Source organism: Stappia sp. G46H5W, from assembly GCF_058448995.1.
Genome location: NZ_JBZFLL010000006.1, coordinates 176443 through 191309, shown reverse-complemented (window position 1 = coordinate 191309; position 14867 = coordinate 176443). Strand labels below are relative to the sequence as shown.

The 14867-nt window shown below is 68.3% G+C and carries 16 protein-coding genes; 2 read left to right on the top strand and 14 right to left on the bottom strand.

What is annotated here, in order from left to right:
* Nucleotides 1–24 precede the first annotated feature (24 nt).
* The 6 genes from hslU to ACVJ6E_RS19145 all read right to left on the bottom strand — a co-directional run bounded on the left by hslU (nt 25) and on the right by ACVJ6E_RS19145 (nt 7509).
* A complete protein-coding gene (gene hslU / locus ACVJ6E_RS19170) occupies nt 25–1329 on the bottom strand; it encodes an ATP-dependent protease ATPase subunit HslU (RefSeq protein WP_120270570.1) in 1305 nt (434 codons plus the stop codon).
* A gap of 25 nt (nt 1330–1354) precedes the next feature.
* Entirely contained in the window at nt 1355–2458 is a 1104-nt protein-coding gene (locus ACVJ6E_RS19165; RefSeq protein WP_120270571.1) for a hypothetical protein, read from the bottom strand.
* A complete protein-coding gene (locus ACVJ6E_RS19160; RefSeq protein ID WP_120270572.1) occupies nt 2455–2997 on the bottom strand; it encodes a GNAT family N-acetyltransferase in 543 nt (180 codons plus the stop codon). The genes ACVJ6E_RS19165 and ACVJ6E_RS19160 overlap by 4 nt, the downstream gene beginning before the upstream one ends.
* Nucleotides 2987–3544 carry an ATP-dependent protease subunit HslV gene (gene hslV / locus ACVJ6E_RS19155; RefSeq protein WP_120270573.1) on the bottom strand — a complete coding sequence of 186 codons (558 nt, stop codon included), beginning with the start codon at nt 3542–3544 and terminating at the stop codon, nt 2987–2989. Before hslV ends, ACVJ6E_RS19160 begins: the two co-directional genes overlap by 11 nt.
* Nucleotides 3545–3726: 182 nt before the next feature.
* Nucleotides 3727–6117, bottom strand: coding sequence for a thiamine pyrophosphate-binding protein (locus tag ACVJ6E_RS19150; RefSeq protein WP_120270746.1), 2391 nt, complete (start codon nt 6115–6117; stop codon nt 3727–3729).
* A 183-nt stretch (nt 6118–6300) separates the two neighbouring features.
* Nucleotides 6301–7509, bottom strand: coding sequence for a methionine gamma-lyase (locus ACVJ6E_RS19145; RefSeq protein ID WP_120270574.1), 1209 nt, complete (start codon nt 7507–7509; stop codon nt 6301–6303).
* A gap of 180 nt (nt 7510–7689) precedes the next feature.
* Between ACVJ6E_RS19145 and ACVJ6E_RS19140 the strand changes: the two genes are divergently transcribed.
* The gene (locus ACVJ6E_RS19140; protein ID WP_120270575.1) at nt 7690–8142 is read left to right on the top strand and encodes an Lrp/AsnC family transcriptional regulator; all 453 of its coding nucleotides are present in this window, start codon (nt 7690–7692) and stop codon (nt 8140–8142) included.
* Between the two features lie 15 nt (nt 8143–8157).
* On the opposite strand, the gene ACVJ6E_RS19135 is transcribed toward ACVJ6E_RS19140, so the two are convergent.
* Nucleotides 8158–8520 (bottom strand): MmcQ/YjbR family DNA-binding protein, encoded by a 363-nt coding sequence (locus tag ACVJ6E_RS19135; protein ID WP_371811332.1) that lies wholly within the window; start codon nt 8518–8520, stop codon nt 8158–8160.
* A gap of 138 nt (nt 8521–8658) precedes the next feature.
* Here ACVJ6E_RS19135 and ACVJ6E_RS19130 point away from each other — a divergent pair, with 138 nt between their 5' ends.
* Entirely contained in the window at nt 8659–9240 is a 582-nt protein-coding gene (locus tag ACVJ6E_RS19130) for an NAD(P)H-dependent oxidoreductase (RefSeq protein WP_120270576.1), read from the top strand.
* A gap of 16 nt (nt 9241–9256) precedes the next feature.
* On the opposite strand, the gene modC is transcribed toward ACVJ6E_RS19130, so the two are convergent.
* The 7 genes from modC to ACVJ6E_RS19095 form a co-directional block, all read right to left on the bottom strand.
* The gene (gene modC / locus ACVJ6E_RS19125; RefSeq protein ID WP_120270577.1) at nt 9257–10363 is read right to left on the bottom strand and encodes a molybdenum ABC transporter ATP-binding protein; all 1107 of its coding nucleotides are present in this window, start codon (nt 10361–10363) and stop codon (nt 9257–9259) included.
* Nucleotides 10360–11055 carry a molybdate ABC transporter permease subunit gene (gene modB, locus ACVJ6E_RS19120; protein WP_120270578.1) on the bottom strand — a complete coding sequence of 232 codons (696 nt, stop codon included), beginning with the start codon at nt 11053–11055 and terminating at the stop codon, nt 10360–10362. Before modB ends, modC begins: the two co-directional genes overlap by 4 nt.
* A 92-nt stretch (nt 11056–11147) precedes the next feature.
* Nucleotides 11148–11951 (bottom strand): molybdate ABC transporter substrate-binding protein, encoded by an 804-nt coding sequence (gene modA, locus ACVJ6E_RS19115; protein ID WP_208996871.1) that lies wholly within the window; start codon nt 11949–11951, stop codon nt 11148–11150.
* A 137-nt stretch (nt 11952–12088) separates the two neighbouring features.
* Entirely contained in the window at nt 12089–12457 is a 369-nt protein-coding gene (locus tag ACVJ6E_RS19110; RefSeq protein ID WP_120270579.1) for a LysR family transcriptional regulator, read from the bottom strand.
* Between the two features lie 139 nt (nt 12458–12596).
* Entirely contained in the window at nt 12597–13076 is a 480-nt protein-coding gene (locus tag ACVJ6E_RS19105; protein ID WP_120270580.1) for a DUF992 domain-containing protein, read from the bottom strand.
* Between the two features lie 129 nt (nt 13077–13205).
* Complete coding sequence (gene pdxH / locus ACVJ6E_RS19100; protein ID WP_120270581.1) at nt 13206–13841, bottom strand: pyridoxamine 5'-phosphate oxidase; 636 nt, start codon at nt 13839–13841, stop codon at nt 13206–13208.
* A 165-nt stretch (nt 13842–14006) separates the two neighbouring features.
* Nucleotides 14007–14867 carry a universal stress protein gene (locus tag ACVJ6E_RS19095; protein WP_120270582.1) on the bottom strand — a complete coding sequence of 287 codons (861 nt, stop codon included), beginning with the start codon at nt 14865–14867 and terminating at the stop codon, nt 14007–14009.

Sequence of the window (14867 nt, the reverse complement as noted above, 5' to 3'; positions counted from 1 at the left end):
TACCGGCGGAAACCTTGCCGAGGATCACAGGATGAACCTCGACAGGTCGACGTTCTTGGCCAGCTCGCCGATGTTCTTGCGCACATAGGCCGCGTCGATGGTCACCTGGCGGTCGGCCATGTCCGGTGCGACGAAGGACACCTCGTCGAGGATCCGCTCCATCACAGTCTGCAGCCGCCGCGCGCCGATGTTCTCGATCGTCGAGTTGAGGTCGACGGCGATGGAGGCGATCTCCTCGATCGCGTCTTCGGTGAAGGTCAGCTCCACCTCCTCCGTCGCCAGCAGTGCGACATACTGCTTGATCAGGCTGGCTTCGGTGTCGGTCAGGATCGCGCGGAAATCGTCCTTGGTCAGCGCCCTCAGCTCGACGCGGATCGGCAGGCGACCCTGCAACTCCGGCAAGAGATCCGATGGCTTGGCGACGTGGAAGGCGCCGGAGGCGATAAACAGGATGTGGTCGGTCTTGACCGGTCCGTGCTTGGTGGAAACGACCGTACCCTCGATCAAGGGCAGCAGATCGCGCTGCACGCCCTCGCGGGAGACGTCGCCGCCCATGCGCTCGCCGCGCGCGCAGATCTTGTCGACCTCGTCGAGAAAGACGATGCCGGCATTTTCCACCAGATGGATGGCTTCCTCGACAACCTTGTCCTCGTCGAGCAGCGCATCGGCCTCCTGCTCCAACAGGATCTGGTAGCTGTCGCGCACGGAGACGCGGCGCGGCTTGGTCTGGCCGCCGAACGCCTTGCCGAGCATGTCGGAGATGTTCATCACGCCGACGCTGGCGCCGGGCATGCCGGGCATCTCGAAGCTAGGCATCTGCGGGGCGGCCCGCACCTGTATCTCGATTTCCTTGTCGTCCAGCTCGCCCTCGCGCAGCTTCTTGCGGAAGCTGTCCTTGGTGGCCGGGCTTGCGCCCTTGCCGACCAGCGCCTCCAGCACCCGCTCCTCGGCCTGCAGATGGGCCTTGGCCTCAACCGCCTTGCGCTTGGCGACGCGCACCAACGCGATGCCGGCCTCGACCAGATCGCGGACGATCTGCTCCACATCGCGGCCGACATAGCCCACTTCCGTGAACTTTGTCGCCTCGACCTTGACGAAGGGAGCGTTCGCCAGCTTGGCCAGCCGACGCGAGATCTCCGTCTTGCCGACGCCGGTGGGGCCGATCATCAGGATGTTCTTCGGCATCACCTCCTCGCGGAGGCTGTCGTCCAGCTGCTGCCGGCGCCAGCGGTTGCGCAGGGCGATGGCGACGGCGCGCTTGGCGTCCTTCTGGCCGACGATGTGGCGGTCCAGCTCGGAGACGATCTCACGTGGGGACAAAGTGGTCATAGCCGTGTCTTTCTCTCGATGAAGCTCAGTCGAAGGCCGGGACGGCGCGGGCAAGGGCGGTGCCGCGCAAGGGGCTGCAAAGCACCCGGCGCACCACCCGCCAGGCCGATCCCAGCAACAGGATGAAGCAGCCCAAAAGGATCAGGGTCATGGCAAGGCTGGTCTCGCCGGAGAACTGCGCCTCGGTCATCAGCTGGCCGATGGCGATGCCGAAATAGCCGAGCCCGGAGACCAGCAGCGCCCGCCGGTCGACGACGACAGCCACGAAAGCGAGCGCCAGGAACAGGGCGATGGCAACCAGCGCGTCGGTCGCTTCCATCGCCTCCACGCCGTCGATCGCCAGCAGCAGGACCGAATGGACGACCAGCGGCGCGGCGAGCAGGTGCAGCCAGAACGCCTTGTCGCTCGCCACCGTGATCCGGCGCGGGTCGCGCGCATCGTAGCGCATGGCGACCACGAAGGTCGCCAGTCCGGCCGCGAGCGTGAACCAGGCGGCCCCCGCCTCCAGCAGACCCGGCGCTGCCGTCTCGATAGTCAGCGCGGCCAGGAACAGCACGGTACAAGCAACGATGGCAATCCCGACCGGCACCCGAAAGCGCCAGTAGTGCAGGACGCCGCCGGCAATGCCGAGCAATGTCGGGACGATCATGTAGAGCGGCAGATCGGTGTTGACGATCGCCTGGCTGAACAGCGGATGTCCCCCGGTGACAAAGCCGGTACAGGCGATCAGCAGCAGCGGCGCGAAAGCCACCGTCAGCAGGAAGGACGGCAGGGCGAGCCGCAGGCGCTTGGCGAAAATCTCGGACAACGCCCAGACCGCCGCCGCCGCGACGCCCGTCACCAGATAGGGCGGTTCCTGGTCGCGCAGGCCGAAGACGAGGCCGAACAGGAACACCAGGATGCCGATGGAAATGAAGATGTCGTGGAAGCCGCGCGCGAAGCGGACCTCCTCCGCATCCGCATGAGAGACCCCGTCGGGAATGTCCGCGGCCGCATCCACCGTCTCCGCGGCACCGGCCTGCGGTAGCGGGACGGTCCAGAACTCTGCGAGGCGGTCGGCCTGCTGGCGGGTCACGATGCCGAGACCGACGGCGGCCTCCAGCCGTGCCTGATCGAGCCGGGCGGTCATGGGCGGACCTCCCCGGCGCCTTCGACATGTTCCATGATCAGCGCCTCGCCCGTGCGGCCGGCCAGATGCGCGAGCGGCCGAAAGCCGGCCTTCTCGTAAGCACGACAGGCTCGGCCGTTCTCCGCATCCGGGTCGATCACGATCTGCGTGTGTCCCCGCGCGCGCAGCAGCGCGACGAAAGCCATCAGCACCGCCGAACCGATGCCGCGGGACAGATCTTCCTCGCGGCCGATGGACAGGTCGACACCGACCGCCCCGGCGGGCAACTCGCCGAGCCAGGGATGTTCGGCAACGGTTTCGGGCCCCTGGTTGTCGTCCACGTACCAGACCTGAATGTAGCCGGCCTCGCGGCCATCCAGCGTGAACAGCCAGGGCTCGGTCGTGTCCCGCCCCTCGATCATGTCGCGGATGTAGCCGAGCTCGGTTTGCGGCTCGCCCCACCACCGGCGCCAGTGCGGGGTTTCCATCCACCCGGCCAGCAGCGGCAGGTCGGCAGTCCCGACCGGCCGAAAGCCGATGCGCTGCGGATCAATCGGCATCCAGTGTCTCGATGGTGAGGTTGCCGTTCGTGTAGACGCAGATCTCTGCGGCAATCGCCATGGCCCGCCGGGCGATGGTCTCGGCATCCATGTCGGTGTCGGCCAGCGCGCGGGCCGCGGCCAGCGCATAATTGCCGCCAGAGCCGATGCCCATGACGCCGCCTTCCGGTTCCAGCACGTCGCCGGTTCCCGTCAGCACCAGCGACACCGACTTGTCGGCCACCAGCATCATCGCCTCGAGGCGGCGCAGGTAGCGGTCGGTCCGCCAGTCCTTGGCCAGCTCCACGCAGGCACGCATCAGCTGTCCCGGATACTGCTCGAGCTTGGCTTCGAGGCGCTCGAACAGCGTGAAGGCGTCGGCCGTGGCGCCGGCGAAACCGGCGATGACCTCACCCTTGGCGAGCGGGCGCACCTTGCGTGCCGTATGCTTGATCACGGTCTGGCCGAGGGAGACCTGCCCGTCGCCGGCGATGACCACCTTGCCGCCCTTGCGGACGCTGAGGATGGTGGTGCCGTGCCAGCCCGTGGGATCGTGCTGTGCCTGCATGCGCTGTCGTCTCCTGCCAGGTCGTTCGGGGCGCGGGGAAAACAAGGCGCGACCCGGCCGGGCCGCCCCTCGGAGTCATCCCCGGAGTGCCTATGTAAGCAGCCGGGCGGGGAATGCAAATCCCCCGCCCGCTACAGGCGCCTTGCAGGCAACAGGAATATCGGCAGGCGTGCCGCCCCGCCTCAGAGCGGGTTGACCAGCCGCACGGGGCGGCCCGGCGCAAGCTCGGAAGCGGCCGCGACGATGGCATCCGCGTCGATGCCGAAGTGGTGGTAGAGGTCGGCGATGGTGCCGGTCTGGCCGAAATGCTCGACGCCCAGCGCCGCGGTGCGATGGCCGCAGACCGAGCCGAGCCACGCCAGCGTCGCCGGGTGGCCGTCGATGACCGTGATCATCGTGCAATGGGCCGGCAGCGGCGACAGCAGCCGCTCGATATGGCTCATGGCGCCCCGGTGGCCACGCTTTCGCATGCGCATCGCCGCATGCCAGCCGGCGTTGAGCCGATCGGCCGAGGTCACCGCCAGCACGCCGATGTCGCGGCGGTCGCCGCCGATGCGGCCCGCCGCCTCGATGGCTTCCGGCCCGACCGCGCCCTGATAGGCGATCACCACCTCGCAATTGGGACCCGGCTCGCGCAGCCAGTAGGCACCGTCGATGACACCGCGGCGGAACGCCTCGTCGTCGCGGCGCATCGGCTGTTCCAGCGCCCTTGTCGACAGGCGCAGATAGACCGAGCCACCGGTCTCGTCGCGCAGCCAGGTGCGCTCGTCCGGATCGCCCTCGCCGTCGCGCTGCAGGTAGTCGAAGCTCCAGTCCATGATGGTCGACAGCTCGTCCAGCCAGGCCGGCTCGAACGAGGCAAGCCCGTCCTGGCTCATACCGATCAGCGGCGTTGCGACCGACTGGTGCGCACCGCCCTCCGGCGCCAGCGTCACGCCCGAGGGCGTTGCGACCAGCAGGAAGCGGGCGTCCTGGTAGCAGGCATAGTTCAGCGCATCGAGACCGCGGGAGATGAACGGATCGTAGAGCGTGCCGACCGGGATCAGCCGTTCGCCGAACAGCGAGTGCGACAGGCCCGCCGCGCCCAGGAGCAGGAACAGGTTCATCTCGGCGATGCCGAGCTCGATATGCTGACCTTCCGGCGAGAAGGCCCACTTCTGCGCCGAGGGGATGCGCTCGTCGCGGAACGTGTCGGCCACCGCGTCGCGGGCGAACAGGCCGCGCCGGTTCACCCAGGGGCCGAGATTGGTGGAAACGGTCACGTCCGGCGAGGTCGTGACGATGCGCTCGGCAAGTTTCGAATCCGAGCGGGCGATCTGGTCGAGGATCTTGCCGAAACCGGCCTGGGTCGACAGCACCTTGTCGTCGAGCGCGACCGGGCCGGTGGTCGCCACCGGCTCGGCATGGTGGCGGCGGCGGCCGGCGGCGAAGAACGGCGTCGACAGCACCGCCTCACGCAGCGCCGCCTCGTCGATGTCGAGGCCCTCGGCGAGGTCCCATTCGTGCCCCTCGCGCACCTTCATGGTGGCGCGGAACTCTTCCATCTGGCCAGGCGTCATCAGGCCGGCATGGTTGTCCTTGTGGCCGGCGAGCGGGGTATTCCAGCCCTTGATCGTGTAGGCGACGAAGGCGGTCGGCCGGTCATGGCGCGCCTGTTCGGCGAAGGTCTCGCCCAGCGTCTCCAGGCAATGGCCGCCGAGATTGGTCATCAGCTCCTGCAGCTCGGCATCGCTCCGCCGCTCGATCAGCGCCGTCGCATCGCCCTGGTCGCCGATATCGTCGAGCAGGCGCTTGCGCCAGGCAGCGCCCCCCTGGAAGGCCAGCGCCGAGTAGAGCGCATTGGGGCAACCGTCGATCCAGCTGCGCAGGGCCTCGCCGCCCGGCTCCTCGAAGGCCGCCTTCTGCAGCGCGCCGTACTTGAGCCGTACCACGTCCCAGCCGAAGGCGCCGAAGATCGCCTCGATCCGCCCGGCCAGCCCCTCGCGCACGACGCCGTCGAGGCTCTGGCGGTTGTAGTCGATGATCCACCAGGTGTTGCGCAGGCCGTGCTTCCAGCCTTCCTGCAGCGCCTCGTAGATGTTGCCCTCGTCGAGCTCGGCATCGCCGACCAGCGCGATCATCCGCCCCTCGGGGCGCTTCGCGGCCCAGGGCTTGGCGGCCAAATAATCCTGCACCATTGAGGAGAACGCAGTGATGGCGACACCCAGGCCGACCGAGCCGGTGGAAAAATCGACGTCGTCGATGTCCTTGGTGCGGCTGGGATAGGACTGCGCGCCGCCATAGGCGCGGAACGCCTCCAGCTTCTCGCGCGTCTGGTTGCCGGCCAGATACTGCATGGCATGGAAGACCGGCGAGGCATGCGGCTTCACCGCCACCCGGTCCTGCGGGCGAAGGCAGTTGAAGTAGAGCGCCGTCATGATCGACACCATCGAGGCGCAGGAGGCCTGATGGCCGCCGACCTTCAGGCCGTCTCCCTTTTCCCTCAAATGGTTGGCGTTGTGGATCGTCCAGCAGGCGAGCCACAGGAGTTTTTTCTCGATGGCCTTCAATTCGGCCTTGCGGGTGCTGTCCATCACTGCCTTTGCCTTCGCGCGCTTCATGCCGCAGGGACGACAACCATAAGGGCGGCATCGGGCGAATTTTGTTCGCTTTTTTCTTTTTTGCGCCAAAATCTTTCCGAAATCGATCTCCGGCAGGCCAAAACCGATGCAAAAATTGCCCGGCCTGCCGGAGCTTCGGCTCCCGGAATCGCCCGCTCAGGCGGCGACGCGCCAGACCTTGTCGAGCGCCTGGGCGAGGTCGCCGAGAATGTCCTCCGGCGTTTCCAGCCCGACCGACAGGCGGATCAGCCCGTCGGAAATGCCGTGTTCCTGCCGTTCCTGCGGCGTGTAGGTCGAGTGCGTCATGCTCGCCGGGTGCTGGACCAGCGTTTCCGCATCGCCGAGGCTGACGGCGCGGCGGGCAAGGCGCAGCGCGTCGAGAAACTCGATGCCGGACCGCATGCCGCCGACCAGCTCGAAGGCGATCATGCCGCCGAAGCCCGGCATCTGGCGCGCGGCCAGCGCATGCTGAGCAAAGCTCGCCAGGCCCGGATAGTGGACGGCGGCGACGGCGGGATGATCCTCCAGCAGCTGCGCAGCAGCCAGCGCGCTGGCGCAGTGGCGCTCCATCCGCAGCTCCAGCGTCTTCAGCCCGCGCATGATCAGATGCGCGGTCAGGGGCGCCATCACCGCGCCGGTCATGTCCTTCAGTCCGACAAGACGCACCTGATGCATGTCCTCGGCCGCGCCCACCGCGATGCCGGCGATCAGGTCGCCATGGCCGCCCAGATACTTGGTGGCCGAATGAACGACGATGTCGGCGCCCAGTTCCAGCGGCCGGGTCAGCACCGGCGTCGCATAGGTGTTGTCGACCACGGTGCGGGCACCGGCCGCGCGGGCGATCCGCGAAACGGCGGCGATGTCGACGAGGCGCATGTTCGGATTGGCCGGCGTCTCGAAATAGACGATGCGGGTGCGCGGCGAGATCGCGGCCGCAACGTTCTGCGGGTCGCGCATGTCGACATGGGTGACGGTGATGCCGAACTTCGCCAGCCCATGGCGGAAGAAGGCGAAGGTGCAGCCATAGAGCGTCTTGTCGACCAGGATCTCGTCGCCCGGCGACAGGAAGGTCCACATCACCGCGGTGATTGCGCCCATGCCGGAGGCGAAGGCGATGGCTGCCTCGCCGCCTTCCAGCACCGCCATGCGGTCTTCCAGCAGCGCCAGCGTCGGGTTGGAGATGCGCGTGTAGACATGGCCCGCCCGCTCTCCGGCGAACATCTCGCCGCCCGCTTCCGCGGTCTCGAACGCAAAGGTCGAGGTCATGTGCACCGGCGGCGTCAGCGCGCCCTCGTTGGCGTGCGGATCGTAGCCGTGATGGATGGCGCGGGTGGCAAAGCCGAGCGGACGGTTGCTGCGGGTCATGGCGAAGGCTCCTCTACCGGGTGCAGGCAGCGAGAGCGCGGGCGGTATCGCCCCCGTATCCTAGCCTGCCGTTTCCCGAATTGCTGAGCGCAGTCTATGATTTCGTGAAAGGCTGTTTCTGGCGTATTTTGCCTCTTAAAGCATTCAGATTGGCAGATACTGCCATTACGGAGCCGGAACATGGATGATATTGACCGTCGCATATTGCGCGAATTGCAGAAGGACGGACGCCTGACGAACCAGGAGCTGTCCGAAAGGGTGGGCCTGTCGCCCTCGCCCTGCCTGCGGCGGGTGCGCAACCTGGAAAAGGCCGGCATCATTTCCGGCTATGCGGCGGTGGTCGACCCGCAGGCCTACGGGCTGCCGGTGACCGTGTTCTTGCAAGTGAGGCTGTCGCCGCACACCGAGGAAACGGTCGCGACCTTCGAGCAGGCTGTGGCCGGCATCGAGGAGATCATGGACTGCTACCTGCTGGCTGGCGACCGCGACTACCTGCTCAAGGTGGTGGTCGCCTCGCTCGCCGACTACGAAAGCTTCATGCGCCGGCGGATCCACAAGATCCCCTGCATCGCCTCGCTGGAATCGAGCTTCGCCTTCGGCACGGTCAAGCACTCGCAGGTGCTGCCGGGGTAGCCCCCGATCCCAGGCTCACTCCAGTCCCAGGTCCCGGCGCAGCGCGCGGGTCAGCTTCGCGGCGACCAGCCGGTGCGCTTCAGCGAGATGAGCGCGGATGTCCTCCGCATCGAGTTCGGCGCCGGCGCGCACCTGCACCCAGGAGGCACGGGCGAGATAAGGCGCCGGCACCACGCCCGGCAGCTCGGTCAGGATGCGATAGGTCAGGTCCGAGCACTTGAAGGCGATGGCGTCATTCGCCCCCTCGCCCCAGGACGAGCAAATCGCGAAGATCTTGCCGCCGACCTTCCACACCGAGGCCCCGCCCCACTGCTCCACATGGGTCGTGGCCGGCAAGGCGGCGCATGCCGCGTCGAACTCGGCCCTGCTCAGCGCCATCATCCCTCGCCTCCCGCTTTCCGGGCCGCACTGGCCAGCGGCGCCTGCAACCATATATGCTCGGGCGACAGGATGACACGCGTGCGGGACACGACGCCCGCCGCGGGTCGATCACAAGAAACATGCCAAGGGGTACCGATGAAAGACGTCCGCATTCTCGTGCTGTCCGGTTCGATTCGCACCGGATCCTACAACACGCAGCTCGCCGCGCTGGTCGCCAAATACGCGGCCATGGCCGATGCCAAGGTGACGCAGATCTCCCTCGCCGACTATCCGCTGCCGATCTATGACGGCGACCTGGAAGCCGAGAAGGGCGTGCCGGAGAACGCGCGCAAGCTGAAGGCGGTGTTCCAGCAGCACAACGGCATCTTCATCGCCTCGCCGGAATACAACACCGCCGTGACGCCGCTGCTGAAGAACACGCTCGACTGGGTCTCGCGCCTGTCGGACGAGGGCGAGCCGCCGGCGGCCGCCTTCCGCAACCGGGTCTTCGCGCTCGGCGCCGCCTCCACCGGCGCGCTCGGCGGCATGCGCGGCCTGATGGGGCTGCGCACGATCATGGAGATCGGTCTCGGCGCGCTGGTGATCCCGAACATGGCGACCGTGCCCAGCGCCGGTTCGGCCTTCGACGAGCATGGCGAACTCACCAACGAGCGCGCCGCCGGCATGGTCCAGGACATGGTCAACCGGCTGATCGAAGAGGTTAAGCTGCGCGGGTAATCCGCGCGGCGTTGCTCTAGCGCCCGTCCTTCCCCTCGATCCACACATCCTCCTGCGCCACCGCGACAGACTTGAGGATGGCGTGGCAGGCAAGGCCGGGCGCAAGACCCAGCGCATCGGCGGAGCGGCGGGTGATGCGGGCGAGCAGCCTGTCGCTGCCGCAGCGCAGCTGGACGATGACGCCCGGCCCGTCGCCCCGGCGCAGCGAGACGACCTCGACGGGAAGCTGGTTCAGTGCCGAGATGCCCTCCTGCGGCGTCAACGACAGCATCACGTCATGCGCATGGATGCGCACCCGCACGCGGGCGCCCTGCGCCGCCGCCACCTGCGGCAGCAGCAACCGGCCGCCGGAAATCGCCAGTTCGCTCAACCCGTCGGGATGATGGGCGGTGACCGCGGCACCGATGACCGCGCCGGCATCGCGGACGCCCAGCGTCGGCACGGCCTGCGGATCGCTCAGAACCTCGGTGGGCGTGCCCGAGCGCACCACCTGCCCCTCGGCGATGGCGACCACCGTGGTGGCGAGCCGCGCGACCTCGGCGACCGAATGGCTGACATAGAGGATCGGCACCTTCGTCTCGCGGCTGAGCCGCTCCAGATAGGGCAGAATCTCGGTCTTGCGGGCCTCGTCGAGCGAGGCGAGCGGCTCGTCCATCAGTAAGAGGCGGGGCGCGCTCAGCAACGCCCGGCCGATGGCGACGCGCTGGCGCTCGCCGCCCGACAGGGTACCCGGCCGGCGGGCGAGCAGCGCGCCGATGCCCAGCATCTCCACCACGCTCTCCATGTCGGCGACCTCGCCCCCCTTTCGGCGAGCGAACCAGCGGCCATAGCCGAGGTTCTGGCGCACGGTCATATGCGGGAAGAGCCGCGCCTCCTGGAAAACATAGCCGATGCGGCGGCGATGCGGGGCCAGGAACACGCGCTCGCGCGTATCGAACAGCGTGTCGCCGTTGACCCTGGCATGGCCGGCATCGACCGCGATCAGTCCGGCCAGCGCGTTGACCACCGTGGTCTTGCCCGAGCCGGAGCGGCCGAACAGGGCGGTGACGCCGGCCGGCGCGTCGAAGGCGACGTCGAGCGCGAAGCCGGAAAAGGCGTGGCGGATGGCGACGGACAGGCTCATGCGCCGCGAATCCTGCGGGCGACGAGCCGGCTCACCCACTCCGACAGCAGCAGCGCAGCCATCGCCACGATGACCGAGACCATGACCAGCCGCGCAGCTGAGGCCTCGCCGCCGGGCACCTGCAGGAAGGCGTAGATCGCGGACGGCAGGGTCTGGGTCTCGCCGGGAATGTTGGAGACGAAGGTGATGGTGGCGCCGAACTCGCCCATCGCCTTGGCGAAGGCCAGCACCGAGCCGACGATGATGCCGGGCAGGATCAGCGGCAGGGTGACGGTGGCAAAGACCATCGTCCGCGAGGCGCCGAGCGTTCCGGCGGCCTGTTCCAGCTTGGGATCGACCGCCTCGATGGCGAGGCGGATCGCACGGACCATCAGCGGAAAGGCCATGACGCTGGCGGCAAGCGCCGCGCCGGTCCAGCGGAAGGCGAAGACGAGGCCGAACGCGTCATGCAGGAAACTGCCGACGGGCGCGCGGCGGCCGAAGGTGGCAAGCAGAAGATAGCCTGTGACGACGGGCGGCAGGATCAGGGGCAGATGGACGATGCCGTTCAGCAGCTGCTTGCCGGGAAAGTCGCCGCGGGCGAGCAGCATGGCGACGAGGATGCCGAGCGGCAGGCTGACCAGTGTTGCCCAGAAGGAGACGCGCAGGGACAGCGCGACGGCGCTCCATTCCTCCGGACTGAGATACTCCATGCGGCCCCGATCCCGATCGTGTCCCGGTCAGCGAAGCGCCCGCGCCGGTGTTTGAACCCGGCCCGGGCGATACGTCGCGCAGAGCTCCGGGCTCACTCGCCCAGAACGACGAAGCCCTGCTTCTCGAAGGCGGCCCGGGCTTCCGGTCCGCGCAGATAGGCAAGGGCTGCTGCCGCGGCGGGCTTGCCGCTCTGCGCCATCACGGCTGCAGGATAGACGATCGGCGGGTGGCTGTCGGCGGGAAAGGTGCCGACGACCGCGACATCGTCCTCGGCGGCCGCATCCGTTGCATAGACGATGCCGTAAGGCGCCTCTCCGGCAGCAACGAGGGCGAGAGCTGCGCGCACGTTGTCGGCCTGTGCCACCTTCGGCGACACGCTCTCCCACAGGCCGAGCCCCTCCAGGGCGGCCTTGCCGTAGACGCCCGCGGGCACCGCGTCGACCAGCGCCATGGCCAGCCTGCCCTCCCCGACCAGGGCGCCGAGGTCGAGAGCGGGGGAGATCTCGACGGGGGAGGTGTCCTTGCCGTGGGCGATGAGCACGATGGAGTTGGCGAGCAGGTCGACGCGGGTCCCGGACTGCACGAGGCCGTCGGCCTCGAGCGTGTCCATCCAGTTCTTGTTGGCGGAAATGAAGAGGTCTGCCGGAGCGCCGGCCTGGATCTGGCGCGCCAGCGCAGAGGAGCCTGCCAGCGACACCACCAGCCTGTCGCCCGTCGCCGCCTCGAAACCCGGCGCGATCTCGTCCATGGCGTTCTTCAGGCTGGCGGCGGCGAAGACCAGGATGTCCTCGGCCCGGGCAGCGCCCTGGCCGGCCGTCAGCGCCAGCGTCGCGGCAAGCAGCAGGGCCGCAGGCCGCAGCAGCGACGAAACCATGTGGCGAAAGGCGAAAGGCATCGGCAGGTCTCCCTCTCCCGGACGGGGCGGCGGGTGTCGTCCCGGCGGTAAGCGTTATGTTCGAGTGGCAATATCGCTTGGCGGCATCAGTCGCGCAAGCGTTATTTCCGTTCGAACATATCGAAACCGGAGGCGGGCTAGCTGTCAGGGGCCTCGCGCAGCAGCGCCCGCAGGCCGGCGATCTCCTGACTGCCCGCCGCGCAGGCCTTCGCCTCCATTGCCCGGTAGAGGTCGAGCACCGCCTCCCCGGCCTCCGTCAGCCGCGCGCCGCCGCCGCTCGCCCCGCCGCGCGAGCTTTCCACCAAGGGCTCTGCGAACATGGCGTTGAGCTGCTCGACCAGCATCCAGGCCCGCTTGTAGCTCATGCCCATGCGACGGCCGGCGGCGGCGATCGAGCCGGTCGCGGCGATGCCTTCCAGCAGGTCCGCCTTGCCGGGTCCGAAGGCTGCATCGGGTTCGAAGACGAGGCGCAGGCGCACCCCGACCGTCTGGTCATCCTTGCTCATGAGGGGAGCCTAGACGCTTTGCGACAGGGAGGGAATCGGGGCGCGGGGCAAGCTTGGGGGAAAACGAAAAGAGGCGCGGCGGGCATCTTCTGCCCACCGCGCCATGAACGGTGCCGGTTCCGCCGGCAGCCCCCGGCCGTCAGCCGGCGGGTTCGAGGACCAGCGAGGTGACGCCGAGCGTCAGGTTCGTGCCGGTCTGGGTTTCTACGCTCAAGGGATTGAGGGCGATCGACTCGTCGAGGCCGCCGAGCAGCGCATTGGCCTTCAGGCCGGCGCCCAGGCTCGCGCCTGCCGTCACGCCGGCATAGCTGCCGGCCAGCGCGCCCGGATCGGTGTTGGCGGCCGGTGCGAACACGCCCCACACCAGGGTCGCGTCGGTCAGCGAGCCGATGTTGAGACCGAACTCCCGGCTCTCGCCGCGATAGAAGGTCGCCGCGCTGCCGTCGGCCGGCTCGTAGGCGCAGCTGAGCTCGTTGGTGCCACCGACGATGAAGCTGCTGGTGCCCTGCACATCGCAGGTGAGCTTGCCGATCTCGACACCCGGCGCGCTGTCCTGCGCGACTGCCATCGGGGTGGAGACAAGCAGGGTGAGAAGGGCGGTTCCGGTGAGGCGGATCATGCTGCGCACGGGTCTCTCCAGTCTTGGCGCGGCCGCTCGTCCCGGCGACCGCATCGGGTTGCTGGCGAGATAACGGCCGGGCCTGGAAAAGGTTCCGTGCTCTCTTGGCGCAGAGAGAGAAAATTCCGCTTACGGATAGAGACGCTGGGTCGTCCACCCGCCTTCGGGCCGCGCACGGCGGAAGACATGCCGGTCATGCAGGCGGAAGGGGCGGTCCATCCAGAACTCGATATAGACCGGGCGGATGCGGAAGCCGGTCCAGTAGTCGGGACGGGGCACCTCGCCGATGGCAAAGCGCGCAGCCTGCTTCGCCACCGCCTTTTCCAGCGCGAAACGGCTTTCCAGCGGCCGCGACTGCTGGCTCGCCCAGGCACCGATGCGGCTGTCGCGCGGCCGCGAGGCGAAATAGGCGTCCGCCTCCTCGGCGCTCACCATCTCGGCCGGGCCGCGAAAGCGGACCTGGCGGCGCAGCGACTTCCAGTGCAGCACGCCGGCGGCCTGCATGTTCTCGGCGAGCTCGCCGCCCTTTTGCGACTGGGTGTTGGTGTAGAAGACGAAGCCGTTCTCGTCGAAGCCCTTGAGAAGGACCATGCGCACGTCCGGAAGGCCGTCGGCGCCGGTGGTGGCCAGGGCCATGGCGTTCGGGTCGTTCGGCTCCTTGGTGCCGGCCAGCTTCAGCCACTCGCCGAACAGAGCGAAGGGATCGCCCGCCGAGACCTGTGCGTCCAGATCGTCCCGCCCTGCCGTCTCGCTCTCGCTGCTCATGGCTTCGTGCCTCTCCCTGTCAGGACCAGTCGGACAGCGGGACATATGTGTCCCGCCCTCGATGCCTTATATCGCAGCCCGGCGGCTTTTCCAGTCGTGCAAAGAGCCCCGCCCCGCGGGCGCGACAGCGCATCGCAGGCAAGCAGGACGGATCCCGCCCCTGCCCTAGCGGAACAGCAGGACCGGGATCTTGCAGGAGCGGATCATCTCCGTCGTCGTCGAGCCGATGATCAGCGAGCGGATCCGCGAATGGCCGTAGGCGCCCATGACCAGAAGGTCGATGCCCTCGCTCTCCACCGCGTCCGAGATCACCGTCTCCGGCTGGCCGGAGCGGATGCCGGCGGTGACGGCGAAGCCGCCGCCCCGCAGCATTGCCGTTGCCCCGTCCAGGCTGCGGCGCGCTTCCGCGGTCTCCTGGCCGACCATCAGCAGATGGCAGTCGAGACCGGCAAGGATCGGGCTGCGGGCGATGTGGTCGACGGCCTTCAGCGCGCTGGCGCCGCCGTCATAGGCGATCATCAGGCGCTTGATCGGGCGGAAGGCGCGCGCGGCCACGAAGACCGGCTTGCGGGCGCTGCGGGCGATCCGCTCCAGGTTGGAGCCCAGATGCAGCTTTGCGAAATCAGCCGCCTCGCCGCGCTTGCCGACGATGACGAAATCCGCATCCGCTTCCGCCTCGGCCAGCGTCTCGACCAGGTCGCCGGAGCGCAGCCGCGTCGTCACGTCGGCAACGCCGGCCTCGTCCAGTACCTTCGCCGCATCGTCGAGGATCGCACGGCCGCGCGCCTTGGCAAGCTTCGCCGCCCGCTCGTCGAGCTCGGCCAGTTCGTTGAGCAGCGCCGTGCGGGCGCCGAGAGCGATGTTGCCCGAGAGGTTCGCCGCCCCGCCTTCCGCCTGGCGCCGGCCGAGCACATGCAGCAGTTCGACGCGCGCGCCTTCGCCGGCACGCGCCGCAATCCAGGCGGCATGCTCGCAGACGCTGCGGGAATAGACGGAGCCGTCCACCAGCGCGATCAGTTTCGTCAT

Bases quoted from the DNA above. Each gene is read 5' to 3' on its own strand.
- hslU (WP_120270570.1), bottom strand. From the start codon at position 1,329: ATGACCACTTTGTCCCCACGTGAGATCGTCTCCGAGCTGGACCGCCAC.
- ACVJ6E_RS19165 (WP_120270571.1), bottom strand. From the start codon at position 2,458: ATGACCGCCCGGCTCGATCAGGCACGGCTGGAGGCCGCCGTCGGTCTC.
- ACVJ6E_RS19160 (WP_120270572.1), bottom strand. From the start codon at position 2,997: ATGCCGATTGATCCGCAGCGCATCGGCTTTCGGCCGGTCGGGACTGCC.
- hslV (WP_120270573.1), bottom strand. From the start codon at position 3,544: ATGCAGGCACAGCACGATCCCACGGGCTGGCACGGCACCACCATCCTC.
- ACVJ6E_RS19150 (WP_120270746.1), bottom strand. From the start codon at position 6,117: ATGGACAGCACCCGCAAGGCCGAATTGAAGGCCATCGAGAAAAAACTC.
- ACVJ6E_RS19145 (WP_120270574.1), bottom strand. From the start codon at position 7,509: ATGACCCGCAGCAACCGTCCGCTCGGCTTTGCCACCCGCGCCATCCAT.
- ACVJ6E_RS19140 (WP_120270575.1), top strand. From the start codon at position 7,690: ATGGATGATATTGACCGTCGCATATTGCGCGAATTGCAGAAGGACGGA.
- ACVJ6E_RS19135 (WP_371811332.1), bottom strand. From the start codon at position 8,520: ATGGCGCTGAGCAGGGCCGAGTTCGACGCGGCATGCGCCGCCTTGCCG.
- ACVJ6E_RS19130 (WP_120270576.1), top strand. From the start codon at position 8,659: ATGAAAGACGTCCGCATTCTCGTGCTGTCCGGTTCGATTCGCACCGGA.
- modC (WP_120270577.1), bottom strand. From the start codon at position 10,363: ATGAGCCTGTCCGTCGCCATCCGCCACGCCTTTTCCGGCTTCGCGCTC.
- modB (WP_120270578.1), bottom strand. From the start codon at position 11,055: ATGGAGTATCTCAGTCCGGAGGAATGGAGCGCCGTCGCGCTGTCCCTG.
- modA (WP_208996871.1), bottom strand. From the start codon at position 11,951: ATGCCTTTCGCCTTTCGCCACATGGTTTCGTCGCTGCTGCGGCCTGCG.
- ACVJ6E_RS19110 (WP_120270579.1), bottom strand. From the start codon at position 12,457: ATGAGCAAGGATGACCAGACGGTCGGGGTGCGCCTGCGCCTCGTCTTC.
- ACVJ6E_RS19105 (WP_120270580.1), bottom strand. From the start codon at position 13,076: ATGATCCGCCTCACCGGAACCGCCCTTCTCACCCTGCTTGTCTCCACC.
- pdxH (WP_120270581.1), bottom strand. From the start codon at position 13,841: ATGAGCAGCGAGAGCGAGACGGCAGGGCGGGACGATCTGGACGCACAG.
- ACVJ6E_RS19095 (WP_120270582.1), bottom strand. From the start codon at position 14,867: ATGACGAAACTGATCGCGCTGGTGGACGGCTCCGTCTATTCCCGCAGC.